Genomic DNA, 16523 nt, shown 5'->3' with positions numbered 1-16523 from the left:
AAGCTCCCAAAAGCTGCCTAATGCATTATAACAACCAGGACCCAGGAGAAGACGAACTAATTAGACTGTTGCTTAAGCGGCAGTCGGAGTTAAATGCTTTATTGGAAATTACCCGGGCTATCAACAAAAACTCATCAACGCCGGTGCTTATTCAAATGATGGAGTCTATTTTACAGACCCATTTAAATGTAGGCCGCTTTAGGTTATTGATAGAAAAGGATGGCAGTTTTATCTGCATCTCCAAATACGGCGGCCATTTTGAAACCTTGCCGGTATTGCTTAAATCGTGCACCGGTTTAAAAAAACTGCGGCTGCCCGCGGCATTAACAGCATATAATCAGGGACTGTTAAAAGATTACTCGCACTATATCCCGTTTTACGATAAAAATAAAACGCTGGCCTATATGCTAATCGGCGATTTTAATTCCAGCGCCGAAATGGTGGATAACGACCTGGCGTTTATCCAAACCCTGGTTAATGCTATAATTATAGCGCTGCAAAACAAAAAACTATTCCGCCAGAGATTAGAGACCGAGCGTTTCCAGCGCGAGATGGAGCTGGCATCAGAGGTGCAAAATATGCTGATCCCAGTAAAACTACACCGGGATACCGCGGTAGAGATTGGCGCCAAATACCTGCCCCACCAAAATATCGGCGGCGATTACTTTGATTTTATCCGTCTGAATGATCATGAACTGATCTGGTGCATTGCCGATGTATCGGGCAAGGGTATATCGGCCGCATTGCTGATGGCCAACTTCCAGGCCAGCCTGCGGGCCTGGGCTATGGTAGAGAGCGACCTGACCACAATTATTGAACGGCTGAACGGTATCGTGATCAACAATACCCGGGGCGAAAAATTTATTACACTCTTTTTGGCTAAATATAACCAGCAAACCCGTAAACTTAATTACATTAATGCCGGGCACAATCCATCCATATTATATGCCGGCGGCGAGGCTATATCGCTTAAGCTGGGCACCACGATGATAGGCGCTTTTGAGAAACTGCCCTTTATTAACCAGGGCGAAATTGATGTGGAGCCGGGGTCGTTGATGATCAACTATACTGATGGCCTGATGGATTACGAGGTAGAGCAAACCAGGCAATGGAACGAGGAAAAATTAATGGAGTTTGTCATTGCCAATGGCCACCACTCGCCCGACAGGTTTAACCAGATGCTGATGGACCACCTGAACTTAGTGATAAAAGGGAAACCGATTGATGATATTACGTTGTTAACGCTGCGGATATTTTAGAGCAATCTGTTTTTTCTACTTAGCCCCGGCTTTAAGCAATATTTCCTCAATATCCTGATGCCCCTTTTTTTGTGCCCATTTTAACGGGGTGGCCCATGCCGCCCCCGACTTGTTTGGATCGGCGCCTTGTTTAAGTAAATACGCGGCCATTTCGGTATTACCCCACCGGGCAGCCATGCCCAATGGTGTCGAGCAGTATTCTTCATCCACCGGGTCAATTTTGGCGCCATGTTTTATCAGTAACTCCGCTTTTGGGATATTTCCCTTTTGAGCCATATCATGCAGCAGGGTTACCCGGTGCCAGCTCATCACATTGGGGTCCATGCCATTTTCCATCAAAAAAACAGCCGGTTCGTAATGTTTAAAATAATACTCCTTGGCCCATTTTAATAGCACTGGCACCTTTGCACCATGCCTTATTAAAAGCTTTAACAAATCTATATTATTATCTTTTGCCGGCATCATCATAATGCCTTCGCCCCAAAAAAAGGTTTCATCGTGTACAAATTCAGGGTGTTGCTTTAATATATTTTCCACCAATGCCAAATCCTGCTGGTCAACGGCTGTTTCAAAATCCTTTTGTAAGGCAATTCGGTTATAGTAGATCTTTCCGTTATCTCCCGCATATTTCCAAAGCGAGGGATCGCTGTTGTATTGTTCCAGCAATCGCGCTATTTCATCGTAGCCCCTGTCTTGCGCGATAACATTAAGGGTATCCAGGAAAGGGTAAATTCGATATTTGGGATCGTGCGCACCGTTTGACAGCAGGTATTTTACCAGCTCCAAATGGCCCTCGCGCACAGCAAAATGGATGGGTGGCGTATAGTTGTATTGGGCATAGATCAATTCGGGGCAGGTATCAACAAATTGCTTTACCCTACCCAGGTCGCCATTACGGCTGGCAACAAGTATGTCCCAAACATTTGTGGTGGTTGAACTTGCACCGTTGGAAAGATCCATGCGCAGGGTGGGCTTTAGTTCGTTTGGCGGTATCATATAGCTAATTTATGGCTTTTCAACAATACGTTGAATACTATATTTGCCATCATCCATCCATCGCTTACTTTTGTACCCATGTTATTAGCCAGGTATCAGCACGATTATTTAGAAGCCGGTTGCGATGAAGCGGGACGCGGTTGCCTGGCTGGGCCGGTGTTTGCCGCGGCGGTTATCCTATCGCCCGATTTTGACCATCATTTGCTGAACGATTCTAAAAAACTCACAGAAACCGACCGTTACCAGCTGCGCCCGGAAATTGAGGAAAAGGCCATTGCCTATGCCGTAGCATCGGTTGATAATTTAGAGATAGACCAGATCAATATCCTTAACGCCTCCTTTTTGGCCATGCACCGGGCATTAGATCTGCTGCACCTGCAGCCGGAGTTCCTGATCATTGATGGTAACCGTTTTAACAAATACAAAACCGTTCCGCATGCCTGTATTGTGGAGGGGGATGGTAAATACTTCAGCATAGCGGCGGCATCTATCCTGGCTAAAACCTACCGGGATGATTATATGAAAAAAATTGCCGCAGAACACCCCGAGTACGACTGGCACAGCAACAAGGGTTACCCCACCATTAAACACCGCGAAACGGTGATACAGCTGGGCTATACCCCCTATCACCGGCGCACTTTCCGCGTGAGCGACCCGCAATTAAGTATTTTTTAAAATCCTTTGATTGCGCGCCGCAGTTAAGTATTTTTGCTATTGACCATTATAGCTCCGTTTTCGTGAAAATACTGATACTTACACATCGTGTGCCATTTCCGCAAAATGGGGGCTATCCTATTGTGGTGGGCAATACCATCAGGGGGTTGATAGATAAAGGTCACCAGGTATCGCTGGTATCGCTTAATGATCAAAAGCAAAGCGGTAAAACCGTAGCAACCGACGATCTGCTTGAAAAAATAAATTACCGATCCTATAATATCGATACCAGTATTTCTATGCTGGATGCCTTTATTAACCTGTTCGGCCAGCACTCGGCCAATATAGATCGTTATTACGATTCGGCCTTCGAGCGATTGCTTATACGCGAGGTGCGCAATAATACTTATGATATTATCCAGTTTGAGGGGTTGTTTGTAGCGCCTTACCTGGAAAGCGTCCGTAAAAACACCAAAGCCAGGCTGGTTTACCGCGCGCATAATATCGAGCACCAGGTTTGGGAGCGCCTGGCCCTGCAAAAAAACGATCCCATAAAGCGCTGGTTCCTGAAACTGATAGCCCGCCGTATTAAAAAATACGAACTGCAGCATTTAAACAGTTTCGACGCTATTGCCGTTTTTACCCAGCAGGATAAAAAAACCATGGAAAACTATGGCGCCAAACAAAACATTGAGGTGATCCCTGTGGGGATTAACATGGATAGCTACCTGCCCGACCCGAAAAAAATTGAATTCCCCAGCCTTTTCTTTTTAGGCTCGCTAAGCTGGATGCCTAACCGGGAGGGGATAGAGTGGTTTTTGGAGAATTTCCATAACGATTTGGTTAATGGCGAACTGCGTACGCGCTTTTACGTAGCCGGTAACGATATCCCCGAACAGTTTGACGAATATGAAGCAATGGGTAAAATATTTATCCAGGGCGAGGTGGACGACGCGCTTGAATTTGTAAACAGTAAAGCTATCATGATTGTGCCGCTGCTATCGGGCGGTGGTATGCGGGTAAAAATTGTTGAGGGTATGGCCATGCAAAAGTGCATTATATCAACCAGTTTAGGCGCCGAAGGGATTAATTATAACGATGGCGGCAATATCCTGATAGCCGATACCCGCGAAGAGTTTTTTAAGGCGATTAAACGCTGCATTGCCGACGAAGAGTTTTGTAAAAATATTGGTTTAAATGCCCGCCGCATGATAGAAAGCCAGCACGATATCCACGCCATCAGCACCCGGCTGGTGATGTTCTACAAAAAGGTATTAGCCAGCTGATTTCGGTAATTTTAATTACTTTTGCGGCAATTAAAATTATTTATGAAAAATACCGCCTTAACAGATATTCATATTAAACTGGGTGCCAAAATGGTGCCTTTTGCAGGTTACAATATGCCCGTACAATACAATGGCATTAACGCCGAGCACGAAACCGTACGTAAGTCGGTTGGTGTGTTTGATGTAAGCCACATGGGCGAGTTTATACTGAAAGGCGAAAACGCGTTAGACCTGATCCAAAAGGTGAGCAGTAACGATGCATCTAAACTATACGATGGCAAAGTGCAATACTCCTGCCTGCCTAACCAGGATGGCGGTATTGTTGATGACCTGCTGGTTTATCGGATAGATGAAAAAACCTATATGCTGGTGGTCAACGCGTCCAATATAGAGAAAGACTGGAACTGGATCTGCCAGCATAATACCATGGGTGTGGATATGAAAGATATATCCGACCGCACTTCGCTATTAGCGGTACAAGGGCCTAAAGCGGCAGAAGCATTGCAAAGCCTGACCGATACCGACCTGGGATCGATGGAGTATTACACCTTTAAAAAAGGAAAATTTGCGGGTATTGATAATGTTGTGATATCGGCCACGGGCTATACCGGCGCCGGGGGTTTTGAGCTATATGTTGATAACGACCATGCCGAAGCCTTATGGACTGCCGTATTTAAAGCCGGCGAACCTTTTGGGATTAAGCCTATTGGTTTAGGCGCGCGCGATACCCTGCGTTTAGAAATGGGTTTTTGCCTGTATGGTAATGATATTGACGATCATACTTCCCCATTAGAAGCCGGCCTGGGCTGGGTAACCAAATTCAGCAAGGATTTTGTGAACAGCGCTAACCTGCAGCAGCAAAAAACCGACGGTATTAAACAAAAGCTGGTAGGGTTTGAAATGATAGACCGCGGCATCCCGCGCCATGATTACCCCATTGTAGATGCGGACGGCAATACCATTGGTAAAGTAACATCGGGCACACAGTCGCCATCGCTGCAAAAGGCAATTGGTATGGGTTATGTGAAAAATGAGTTTGCCAAAGAAGGGTCGGACATTTATATCCTGATCCGCGATAATAAGATCAAGGCTAAAGTGGTAAAACCGCCTTTTTATAAATAAGATATTTTAATTTTCAACAATTTCTCCGGCCACTAAAAGAGGCGGCAGATAAAGATGATGGGGCTTATTCTTCCATTCACCGGAGATGCGGCTTGCGCCACAAAACAATGCGCCATACTACCTCCCCGCTCAATAGCGCGGCAATAGCAAACAATGCCGGTTTCAGCGCTTGCGACATGGATGAGAGCACCCCGCTGAGCGCCACCGTATAAATACCGAACGGTAGTATCAGCAACGCACAAAGCCAGCGGGTATTCAGTGGTATTTTAAACGGACGGAGCCGGCCAGGCTCGTCGATCCGCATTTTTATCAGCGCGATATACTCCAGGAACAGGCCCGCGCCGTAAACCGTTACATCGATAATGATCAGATCGCCAAAACTCCAGAAACACATCAGGCTAATCAATACCGAGCAAACAATAATGGAGATATAAGGCGTATTAAAACGGGGATGCAGGATGTGTAATTTGGCGGGCAAAAATTCATCATCGGCCATTACCTGAGGCAGGCGCGATACGGCTAACAAGTTGGCAATATATAAGCCCAGCGTACTGGCTAAACCGGCAATAGCAATAATGGTTCCCAACCAGCGCCCATTGACGAGTACGCCTAAAGCGGGGAGGCCTTCATCGGCAAAAGTTTGATAGTTAATACCCGATAGCTGCGCGGTGACGATCACCCCGAAATAAATAACCATCACTAAAATAAACGCCGCAAATACCGAGATAAAATAAGAGCGTTCGGGTTTCTCTACTTCTTCGGCATAGGTGGTTACATTATCCCAGCCAAAGCAATTCCACATCACCGTATAAATACCCAGGCCCAGCGAGGGATACGAAATACCCTTCAGGGATGGCGAAGGCAGCAGGAAGCTACCGGTATGGTGTTGTGCAAACACCGCGAAAAGGATAATAAAGGGCAATATCACCACAACACTTAAAGCCACGGCTACCCTGCCCACAGGAACGATCCCCCAGATATTCAGCGCGGCCGATGCCCAGATAATAATGAGGCAAACCGGGATCTTATAAAGCGCTATCCCCGGGAAAAAGAAAGCGGCGTATTGGATAAACAAGACAGGATATATGGCCAGATCGGCAAAGGTATAGAGCCAGGTCCACCAACCCTCGTAAAAACCCCAGCGTTTACCCAGCGCGTGCTTTACCCATTGGTAGTAGCCGCCGGTTACGGGCATCATGCCGTTCAGCTCCAGCACGGTAAATATGGCGGGGATATCCCACAGGATGGGTGTAACAAGCAGCAGTAATAAAGCGCCATGTTCGCGCGCGTAACCTAAAAGGGGCTCTAACCCGTAAGGACCACCGGATACGGTAAAGAAGATAACCGCTATCAGCTGCAGCGGCTTTATTTTACGGTATTTTTTTGTGGCAGGCATTTAGTGCCCGAAAAATAAGAATATTTGGGTTAATATTAAGGGGGTTATTGCTATAGGTGAAAAACCATGTCATTTCGATAGAGCAGCGGCGGGACTGTGTGAAGGGGCGAAAGAGAAATCTTCTACGGTTTGCTTATCGCAGGTATAAGATTTCTCCTCACTCCCAATACACCGCCTCCACGTTCGTCGAAATGACACGGTGTAATATTAGCTACGCGATTACTCAATGACAATTATTTCAACGCCTCATAAATCTCGGCCGTAAGCAAGCCGCTGCCGCCGCCGTAATGCTGTATAAATCGCACATCGGGGTTAAGGGATAAAAAAACAGGCTTCAACCTGTTTTCCGATTGCTCATCCATGCCGCTGCCTAACAGCACTACATCAAAGCGGGCTTCGGTAAAAAGAGTTAAGGCCTGTTGTTCGTTGGCCGCGCCGATGCCGTTCCATCCGGGGTTATTATTGATGAGCCGCAAAACGGTTTCCAATATCTCCGGGTGACTGCACACGGCCAGTATCTCTGTCTTTTTCATTAATATTTAAATTCCATGGGCACTTCCATCAGCAAAAATTCGGCATCGGTTTCGGCGGTGATGGTAAATTTACCGGTATCCCAAATGCCGTAACCATCGCGGGTGTTCAGTAGTTGATCGTCTACTTTTACATCGCCTTTTAAAACAAATACGTATACGCCGTTACCTTCGCCCTTGATGGTGTATTCGGTGCTTATCCCTTTATCAAAATTACCCAGATGGAACCAGGCATTCTGGTAGATCCATACACCGGCATCATCCGGGTTGGGCGATAAGATCTGCTGTAAGCGGTTATGCCTATCGGCGGGATCAAGGGTTACCTGGTCGTAACGTGGTTCCACATTGCGTTTGTTAGGGAATACCCAGATCTGCAAAAACTTAACGGCCTCGCTGGCGTGCTGGTTATACTCGCTGTGATAAATGCCGGTGCCGGCGCTCATGGCCTGTATGTCGCCATGTTTAATAACGGCGGTATTGCCCATACTGTCTTTATGTTCCAGGTCGCCTTCCAGCGGGATGGAAATGATCTCCATGTTATCGTGCGGGTGTTTGCCAAAGCCGCCTCCGCCTAAAACGGTATCGTCGTTCAGCACACGCAATGCGCCAAAATGGATTCTTGCGGGGTTATAATATCCGCCAAAACTAAATGATTGGTGACTCTTCAGCCAGCCATGGTCTGCAAAACCACGGGTGTCGGCTTTATGTAATACGGTGTTAGCCATGATTGATTTTCTCCTTTTTTTGTTTTTGTTGATACAAATTTACGGCGGCTGGGGGCGGAAAAAGATGATGTAGGTCAAGAAAGCAGGCCGGTGAAAGAGGGCTATACCCCGTTAGGGGTTCAAGGTTTGTAGCGATGAAATACATGTATTTAACAACCCCATAGGGGTTTAATGTTTGTTAAATGTCCGAAATAAAACCTTGCGCCCCTGACGGGGTGCTGACAAGGGGCGTATTTGTCGCTACAAACCTTGAACCCCTGACGGGGTATCATCGCATTACGATTTGTGTCCTCACAGGAGCCTCATCGGATAGAGCAAAACTGCATTTGAGAAACCCGTCTGTTCAGGCAAACCAAAACCAATAACTTATCGTTATATTTATATATGAATAAGTTCAGGCAAATTACCCTCGTCATCAGCATGTTGTGCGGCTGTTTAACGGCCTACGCCCAACCGGCATTTAAGGGTGGCGAGCAAGCCTTAAGCGCCTTCCTGAAAGATCATATCATCTACCCCGAATTTTCATCGAAAAACTGCATCGAGGCCAGCATACAGGTAAGCTTTAGGGTTGATAAAAACGGCAGGGTTAGCCATGTAAGGGCCAGCAAGGGCCTGGGTATTGATTTGGATGACGAAGCCGTACGTGTTGTAAAAATGACCAGCGGCAAATGGACGCTTCCTGCCGGTATTGAAGCCGTGAACTATATGCTGCCCATCCGTTTTACACCCGATTATACGCATTGCACCACCGCCACACAAATGAGCATCAACCAGGCCATTACCGCCTACAAATCCCGGCAGGAGCTGGAGAACGCCGTAACCAATTATTACGAAAACAAATATGCCGGCAAAGCCGATACTACCAAGCAAGGCTATATAGACGCCCTGAAAAAGCAATTGGGTTTTGACGATGAGTTGATTGACGACGTATTGAAACAGGCATCGGCCAAGCTTAAACAAGGCGACAGTGAAGGCGCCTGCACCGATTGGAAATTTATCCGCAACATAGGCAGCGATAGGGCTGATGGTTTTATTGCGCGGTATTGTAAGTAATATTTAGGGTGTCATTTCGAACGATAGTGAGAAATCTTATACGTGCGATACGTGTTCCGTATAAGATTTTTTCCCTCCGGTCAAGAGATAGTTCTCTCTCACCCCATTTCACAAGTCAGCCCTGTTCGTTCGAAATGACAATACGGGAAGTGCATTTTTCCTATCTTTATCCCGTTTATGAACCAGCAAACCAATCCTGTTTATTTTAAGTGGCTTTATGTTTTAATAGCGCTGGCCGTGCTGGTCAATTTCAGCGCTTTGTTTGTGACCATTATTGGTCCGGATGGTACCTTTTACGCGGGTATTGCCAAAACCATCGTACAAAAACACGACTACGTAAACCTGTACGCGCAGGGCAAGGAGTTTTTAGATAAGCCGCATTTCCCGTTTTGGGTAACGGCTTTGTTTTTCGAGGTGTTTGGCTTCCAAACCTGGGCCTATAAGCTGCCGGGGATCCTGTTCCTGATGATGGGCGCGGTATATACTTACCAATTTTCCAAAAAGTTGTATAACCAGGAGATCGCTTTATGGTCGGTGCTGATCCTGCTGACTGCCGAGCATATCATTATCTCCAATAACGATGTCCGCGCCGAGCCGTATTTAACAGGGTTGATCATTGCTTCCATTTATCATTTTTATATCGCTTATACCCGTAATAACTACTGGCAGCTTTTATGGGGCTGTATCTTCGCGGCGCTTTCCATCATGACCAAGGGCATGTTTGCCATTATCCCTATCGGCGGCGCTATTGCGGGGCATTTGTTTATTACCAAGCAATGGAAACAGCTTTTCCATCTGCGCTGGCTGCTGGCTATTTTGCTTACCGCGATATTTATACTGCCCGAAATTTATTGCCTGTATCAGCAATTTGATTTGCACCCCGAGAAGCTGATCTTCGATAGGCACCAGGTATCTGGCATTAAATTCTTTTTTTGGGATAGCCAGTTCGGGCGTTTCTTTAACACCGGTCCCATCAAAGGCAGCGGCGATCCTTTCTTTTTTGTACATACGCTGGCCTGGGCATTTCTGCCCTGGTCGCTGCTGCTTTTCGCGGCCATATATCAGTCTGTCAAAAAGCAGGCTCAAAATGTAACCAACAGCCAATGGTATTGCCTCTGCGGGTCGCTGCTTACCTTCCTGGTGTTTTCGGCATCCAAATTCCAGTTGCCTTATTATTTAAATATCGTGTTCCCGCTTTTCGCTATTCAGCTGGCGGCTTATTTGTACAATCTGCAATCAACCAAAAGTAAATACGCGGTACAAAGGGTGCAATCGGTAGTGATTGTTTTAATGTTGCTGATCATTATCGCGCTGGCTTATTTCTTCAGGCCTAATCATAGCTGGCCTATACTGATCCTCATTGCACTAATGAGCATTTTAATCATGTCTATCCCCAAACACTTGGGCATCGGCGATATCCGTAAAACCATCATCCGGTCGGTTATAGCGGCCTTTGTGGTTAATCTATATCTTAGCCTTTCGTTTTATCCCTCATTGCTGCATTACCAGGGCGGCAGCGAGGCGGCATTTTATATCAACCAACAAAACACCGGTAATTACCCCGTAGCCATCACCAGTAATGAATATAATTTCCCCTTAGATTTTTATATCCGCGGCAGGTTAATCCCTGTTGATCAGGGCGGCGCCGGACCTATCCCGCAGAAGCCATTCTACCTGTTCGGCAATCCCACGGTAATTAAAAGCCTGGCTGATAAGGGCTGGCATATAGAGCCCGTAAAATCATTCGATAATTACTGGATCTCGATGCTGAAGCCGAAGTTTTTAAACAGCAAAACACGCAGGGAGGCATTGGATACGGTGCGGGTGGTGTTAGTGCGATAGTTATTCCCAATATTGTCACTGCGAGGAGCGGCCCAGGCATGTGTGTTGGGGCGACGTGGCAATCTCGTCGTAAGTATATCGTGAAGTATAGCTACGAGATTATTAATGATGTGTTTGTTTTCAAAGGAATTAATGAGCTCCCTTTGGTCGGTTGTCCACGCTATCGCTCGCAATGACAAATTATTTATATTAATTCTATCATCACCCTTACCTCATTCTGCTCCACACCTAAAGGCACGGCCTCAAAGCCCGGAACAAAATTGAATATCCGTCCATTGGTGGCAGGCAATTGCTGCAGGGGCTGATCGGAGCTTAGTTTTACTATGCCGCCCTCGCGGTTAATTTGCAGGGTTTTGTGGTTGAGGGTCACTACTTTCTCGCTTGATTTGGCGATCACCGGGATAATGATCTTGATCAGGCTTTCGGCTTGCAGTAGGTTATGTTTAAAATGGAGGGATACTCGTGTATCTGTAAACTCATAGGTTACCTCGCAATCAACAGTGCCCGTTGCCGGTTCTTTTTGGTCCCTATCCACCAGTTTGGATATGGTTTTAATGATGATCTTATCGCCATCCTCGCGCGCGGTGATGGCCGCTTCATGATCGCTGATGTTCATGTACAGGTGCCCGTCCAGGTGCATCTCAATACGCGGGGTTAGCGGCATAGCATGCGGGTCTGTTTCGGCCTGCTGGTTGCCGGCCTCCACCATTTGGTATTCGTTCATGCTGGCGCAAAGGATGGGGCCTGTTTTTTTGTGCCAAAGCATGGTAAGGGCGCCGCCCGTGGCATGGCCATTAGGGGTGTGCTTATAATCGCGGTCATACCCGGTAACGGTTGCCCTGAAAGCGCCCTTAGCTACCAGCCAGGTTTGTATATCGCCGAAAGCACGCAGGCCATACGCTTTTACCCGCGGCAGGCTTACCAGCATTAGATTCAGTTTGGTTTGCGGATGCTGCAGCATATTAACCAGCGCCTTAATATGGGTAAAGGTATGGTGTACGCAAACCTGTACGCCATGCGCGGCAAAATGCGGGCCGCCCTGCAACAGGCCGTTTACGGTAAGGCTTTGCATCAGCTGCGTATTCATTAAGGCTACCCGGTAAAAGCGCGGGTCGCGGTCGGCCAATAAGGCATAGGCGGTTTGGCAGCCATCAGACGTACGGCTGCCCCAGTAGGTCCATTTGTAATTGCGGGTACCCCAGCTGTTATCCCAGGCGCCATCGGGCAGCATCAGTTCCATGTGAGTTTGCAGGGAACGGGTTACGGCTTGTAAAACCTCCTCGTCCTTAGTCAGCAAACCATATTGTACCAGGGCCGGCAGCGATTCCTCCACATTATAGCCCAGATCGACAGAGAAGCAACCTTTTTTGCTGGCCTCGTAGTATGGGTCGCCTTCGCCCTTTAAAAAACCATCTTTAGGCGTGATAAACGCTAAGGCCTGGTGCGCCAGTTCGCGTCCCTTTGTGGTAAACTTCGGCTCGTTTAAAATCTCGCCCAACAGGGCTAAGCAATACGACCCTGAAATAGGATAATTAATATTGCCGAAGTTGATATTAAACGTATCGTAAATAAAATCTCCGGCCTTTTTCAAACGCGCCGTTAATTCGGCCTTAAAAGCCGGGGCCATCAGTTCGCCGTGATGCTTCAGGGTTTCGCCCAGTGCTATCGACATAAATACGGTAGTGCCTTTCCACGATCCTTTAACCGGTTCGTTCAGCCACGACCCATCGGGCTGACTCACGCGGCGCTCTATCCAGCGGTAAAGCAGCAGGGCGGCATCGGTATAGCGGCTGTCTTTAGTTTGGGCCGCCATGTAAAAGAAGGGATAAATAGCATCGCCTACGCGGCCATGCACCGCTTTATCGGCCGGGCACCAAATGCCGCCGTAATCATCAACGCGACGTTGATCGGTGATCTGCATTTTAAGCAAAGCTTCGGCCCATTGCTGTACCAGCAGCCTGCCGTTGGTATACAGCGTATATTCCGTTTCATCCGATGCTGAAGCGTTGCTTAACCGCAAAGCGCCCGTAAACAGGGCGCCGGCCATAGCCGATGTTTTGATAAAATGACGGCGGGTGATATCCTGGTTCATCAGATGGGGTAAATTGGTTAGGTAATATGAGCATTTAAGCCCATTAAACAGAACTATCGCGTTAGCTATTTATGCTGTTTACTATTCCATAATCAATCCCGATCAGCCTGTTATAAACACCTACATCCCTTTCTGTATGGCGCTGATGGCGACATCCTGGATCCGGCCGCGGATTTGCAGGCTGCTTAGCCTGTCGCTTACCTTGGGGTTTACCCGGTTAGACAGAAAGATGTATACCATATTGGTTTTCGGGTCGACCCAAAAGCAGGTGCCGGTATAACCGGTATGCCCAAAGGTAGAGGGCGTAGCCAGTTCGGATGGATAATGCTTGCTTACTTCCGGGTCCCAGCGGTCGAAGCCTAGGCCGCGGCGGCTCACATCCGATTGTTTGGCGGTGAACAGGTCGACGGTTTCGGGTTCCAAATATTTGGTGCCGCCATAGCTGCCCCTGTTCAGGATCATCTGGTACAGGATGGCCAGGTCATTTGCGCTGGAAAATAATCCGGCGTGACCGGATACGCCACCCATCATGCCCGCACCCTGATCATGCACATAGCCGATCAGTAAACTATGGCGAAAGGTTTCATCATTTTCGGTCGGGATAATACGGTCCTTAGGAAAACGCAGCAGGGGCAAAAAGCCGGCGGTTTGCATCCCCAGCGGATTGTAAAAATGCTGCTGCACATACACATTAAGCGGCGTGGCGGTAATGGTTTCCACCACTTCCTTCATCATATACATGCTTACATCGCTGTATACATATTTGCCGCGCGTACGCATGGGCGAGGCCAGCATGCTGGGCCAGGTGATATTTTTAAAGTAATCCTTCCGCAAAAAAAAGTTCTCGGATATTTTGGTTGGGAATATAGCCGATGAATCGTGACTGGTGTTAACCGGCTGCAGCTTTTCCCAGGTGGCCACATCGGGTACCAGGCCGGCCTGATGGGTGAGCAGCTCGCGCATTTTAATGTTGTTCTTATCGCTGTTACGGGCGGTGGCAATATAGCTGCCCAGGGTTGAATCCAGGCCCAGCTTACCCTGGTCGTACAGTTGCATGACCTCCATAGTAGTAGCCGATACTTTGGTAACCGATGCCAGGTCGAAGATGTCGTCGAGTTTATCGGGCTGTGTATTTTGATAGGTATGGTAGCCGTAGGCTTTGTTGAAGATCACTTTTCCATCCTTGGCAATCAGTACAACGCAGCCGGGTGTGGCATGCTCGCGGATGGCTTCGGCTGCAACTTTATCAATGCCGTTCAGGTTATCGGCGTTAACGCCGGCATCCTCGGGCACGGTATATTGCAGGCGGGTTTTAACGGTAGTAGCCCCGCTGCCCGCGGTATATTGTGTTGAAAATGTTTTAGGGAGTTTTTGCGTGATGGCTACACCGCCAAACACCGCCTGCGCGCAAAATGACGCGGATACCGGCGTAAGCTTCTCCGACCAGATAATGGGGACGGTAACATTGTTGAGCCGGGCAAGACTGCTGCCATTGCCAAACAGTACGACTACGATGTTTTTTATCTTTTGCGTGATGCTGATAAAACTGACGATCTGCGGGTTGCTCAGATCGGCCTCGGATAACTCCAGGATGATGGTATTATACATCTTCAAATCATCCGATAGGTTGTTGATATTCTTCAGGCCAATATATTCGGCGCCGCTAAAGGCATCCACACGGGTATATTTATTCAGCAGGCTATCAAAAGGAGCGGCAAAGGGGTACAGAAAATGTACGCTGGCTATTTTTGCCTGATCAAGGTTTTGAATGGGAACCAGGTTTTGCCGATTGTTTAACAGTACGGTTGAATTGGCTACCTGCTGCTGATCTTTAACAAACTTCATGTTTTGCTGGTGCGGAGATTGGGCACAGGCAAAATGGAACAACACTAACATACATCCCATCATGGGAAACGCTCCCCATTTATTTTTTCTCATAAACTTTCTCTCCATTTACATAAGTACTCAGCACCTTTACCTTTGGTATTTCGGAGCCTTTTATTTTCATAATATCCTTGTCCAGTATCACAAAGTCGGCGTATTTACCGGCTTCTATACTCCCCTTTTCCTTTTCTTCAAAGTTGGATTTAGCCGCCCAGATGGTCATGCCCTTTAATGCTTCGGTGCGCGTTAAGGCATTGTTCATCTGGAAGCCCCCGGCCGGGAACCCTTTCAGGTCCTTGCGGATAACCGCGGCATAAAAAGTATATATGGGGTTAATATCCTCTACCGGGAAATCGGTGCCGACAGGCATCCAGCCGTTTTCGCCCAGCAGGCGTTTATAAGCGTAAGCTGTTTTTATACGCTGCGGGCCCAGGCGTTGCCCGGCCCAGTACATATCTGATGTGGCATGGGCGGGTTGTACCGACGGAATAACACTGTAATCCATAAAATAATGCACATCATCGGTGGCTATCACCTGCGCGTGCTCAATTCGCCAGCGGCGGTCGTTGCGGCCTTTCAGCATTTTGCCGTATATTTTAAGGATAACGCGGTTGGCCGAATCGCCGATGGCATGGGTACACATCTGGAAACCCTTATCATAAATCTTCTGCGCCACCTCCTCAAAATGTTTCTGATCGCTTAGCAGGAAGCCCTTCCAATTTTTCTGATCGCTGTAATCCTGCAAAAGGCAGGCCCCTCGAGATCCCAGCGCGCCATCAGCATAAACCTTAAACGAGCGCACATTTAAGCCGGGTGTTTTAAATACGCCGCGTTTAAACAGGTAATCATAGTTCTCGGGTTTGTCAGACAGCATAACATACATGCGCATTTTAAACAATCCCTTGTGCTGCAGCTGGGCAATGGTATTTACCATGGGGAAATCAAGCCCGCAGTCGTCAACAGTAGTTAAGCCAACAGCAAAGCAATTGCGTTGCGCGTCGATAAAGGCCTCCTGGGTAAGCTGCTCGCTGGGTATCGGTATTTTGCGCTTTACAATGCCAACCGCGTTATCTACCAAAACCCCGGTCAGTTTGCCCTTAATGGTTTCTATTTCTCCCCCGTTAATGGTTTGCCCGGGTTTAATGCCCGCTATGTTTAAAGCCGCCTGATTAACGATGGCCGCATGCCCGTCAATCCTTGTTAAAATTACAGGGCGTACCGGGAACAGCGAATCCAGCTTGCTTTTTTCAGGAAATTTTTTGTTTTTCCAGTCGTTTTGGTCCCAGCCGCGGCCCACAATCCAGCCCTCGGTGTTATGGCGGGCATATTCCTTTACGGTATCAACAATGGCGTTCCAGCTTTGGGTGCCTACCAGGTTGGCCGTTTGCAGGTTTAATCCATAATTATAAAAATGAGTGTGCGCATCAATAAAGCCGGGATATATGGCTTTGCCGCCGGCATTAACAACGGTTTTTGCGTAATAGATCTTTTCCAGGCTATCGGCTTTGCCTACCGCTAAAATTTTTCCGCCTTTTACCACAAAAGCATCTGCCGTCGCAAACTGAGTGTTAACCGTGTAGACCAGGCCGTTTTTGACCAGCAGGTCGGCATTGTATTCTTTTTGCTGGCAGGACGTTATGACTGTAATCAGCAATAGTGGCAGTATTTTTCTCATAAGGCAGAT

At 47.6% G+C, this 16523-nt stretch carries 13 protein-coding genes; 6 read left to right on the top strand and 7 right to left on the bottom strand.

Annotated elements, in window-relative coordinates:
• Positions 1 to 20 precede the first annotated feature (20 nt).
• The gene (locus AC07M6_RS07355) at positions 21 to 1259 is read left to right on the top strand and encodes a PP2C family protein-serine/threonine phosphatase (protein WP_494888344.1); all 1239 of its coding nucleotides are present in this window, start codon (positions 21 to 23) and stop codon (positions 1257 to 1259) included.
• A 15-nt stretch (positions 1260 to 1274) separates the two neighbouring features.
• Here the strand turns inward: AC07M6_RS07355 and AC07M6_RS07350 are convergent, their stop codons facing one another.
• Positions 1275 to 2255: an ankyrin repeat domain-containing protein gene (locus AC07M6_RS07350; protein WP_494888343.1), complete on the bottom strand. Its 981-nt coding sequence runs from the start codon at positions 2253 to 2255 to the stop codon at positions 1275 to 1277.
• 78 nt (positions 2256 to 2333) lie between these two features.
• Here AC07M6_RS07350 and rnhB point away from each other — a divergent pair, with 78 nt between their 5' ends.
• The 3 genes from rnhB (at position 2334) to gcvT (ending at position 5317) form a co-directional block, all read left to right on the top strand.
• Positions 2334 to 2930, top strand: a complete 597-nt coding sequence (gene rnhB / locus AC07M6_RS07345) for a ribonuclease HII (protein WP_494888454.1) — start codon at positions 2334 to 2336, stop codon at positions 2928 to 2930.
• 62 nt (positions 2931 to 2992) lie between these two features.
• Positions 2993 to 4195 (top strand): glycosyltransferase family 4 protein, encoded by a 1203-nt coding sequence (locus tag AC07M6_RS07340; RefSeq protein ID WP_494888342.1) that lies wholly within the window; start codon positions 2993 to 2995, stop codon positions 4193 to 4195.
• Between the two features lie 42 nt (positions 4196 to 4237).
• Positions 4238 to 5317, top strand: a complete 1080-nt coding sequence (gene gcvT, locus AC07M6_RS07335) for a glycine cleavage system aminomethyltransferase GcvT (RefSeq protein WP_494888341.1) — start codon at positions 4238 to 4240, stop codon at positions 5315 to 5317.
• 76 nt (positions 5318 to 5393) lie between these two features.
• Here gcvT and AC07M6_RS07330 read toward each other — a convergent pair whose 3' ends face one another.
• The 3 genes from AC07M6_RS07330 to AC07M6_RS07320 form a co-directional block, all read right to left on the bottom strand.
• Entirely contained in the window at positions 5394 to 6713 is a 1320-nt protein-coding gene (locus AC07M6_RS07330) for an APC family permease (protein ID WP_494888340.1), read from the bottom strand.
• A gap of 233 nt (positions 6714 to 6946) precedes the next feature.
• Positions 6947 to 7246, bottom strand: coding sequence for a response regulator (locus AC07M6_RS07325; RefSeq protein WP_494888339.1), 300 nt, complete (start codon positions 7244 to 7246; stop codon positions 6947 to 6949).
• Positions 7246 to 7968: a pirin family protein gene (locus tag AC07M6_RS07320; RefSeq protein WP_494888338.1), complete on the bottom strand. Its 723-nt coding sequence runs from the start codon at positions 7966 to 7968 to the stop codon at positions 7246 to 7248. The genes AC07M6_RS07325 and AC07M6_RS07320 overlap by 1 nt, the downstream gene beginning before the upstream one ends.
• A gap of 384 nt (positions 7969 to 8352) precedes the next feature.
• Between AC07M6_RS07320 and AC07M6_RS07315 the strand changes: the two genes are divergently transcribed.
• Both AC07M6_RS07315 and AC07M6_RS07310 read left to right on the top strand, forming a co-directional pair.
• Positions 8353 to 9021, top strand: coding sequence for a TonB family protein (locus AC07M6_RS07315; protein WP_494888337.1), 669 nt, complete (start codon positions 8353 to 8355; stop codon positions 9019 to 9021).
• A gap of 177 nt (positions 9022 to 9198) precedes the next feature.
• Positions 9199 to 10863 (top strand): ArnT family glycosyltransferase, encoded by a 1665-nt coding sequence (locus AC07M6_RS07310; RefSeq protein ID WP_494888336.1) that lies wholly within the window; start codon positions 9199 to 9201, stop codon positions 10861 to 10863.
• A 184-nt stretch (positions 10864 to 11047) separates the two neighbouring features.
• Here the strand turns inward: AC07M6_RS07310 and AC07M6_RS07305 are convergent, their stop codons facing one another.
• The 3 genes from AC07M6_RS07305 to AC07M6_RS07295 all read right to left on the bottom strand — a co-directional run bounded on the left by AC07M6_RS07305 (position 11048) and on the right by AC07M6_RS07295 (position 16514).
• A complete protein-coding gene (locus AC07M6_RS07305; RefSeq protein ID WP_494888335.1) occupies positions 11048 to 12955 on the bottom strand; it encodes an ulvan lysase-like protein in 1908 nt (635 codons plus the stop codon).
• Between the two features lie 120 nt (positions 12956 to 13075).
• Complete coding sequence (locus AC07M6_RS07300) at positions 13076 to 14893, bottom strand: serine hydrolase domain-containing protein (protein ID WP_494888334.1); 1818 nt, start codon at positions 14891 to 14893, stop codon at positions 13076 to 13078.
• Entirely contained in the window at positions 14880 to 16514 is a 1635-nt protein-coding gene (locus tag AC07M6_RS07295; RefSeq protein ID WP_494888333.1) for an amidohydrolase, read from the bottom strand. Before AC07M6_RS07295 ends, AC07M6_RS07300 begins: the two co-directional genes overlap by 14 nt.
• Positions 16515 to 16523: the final 9 nt, after the last annotated feature.

The sequence above is a fragment of the Mucilaginibacter sp. GW821-FHT07H05 genome, from assembly GCF_059418485.1.
This window is presented reverse-complemented; position numbering and strand designations above follow the sequence as displayed.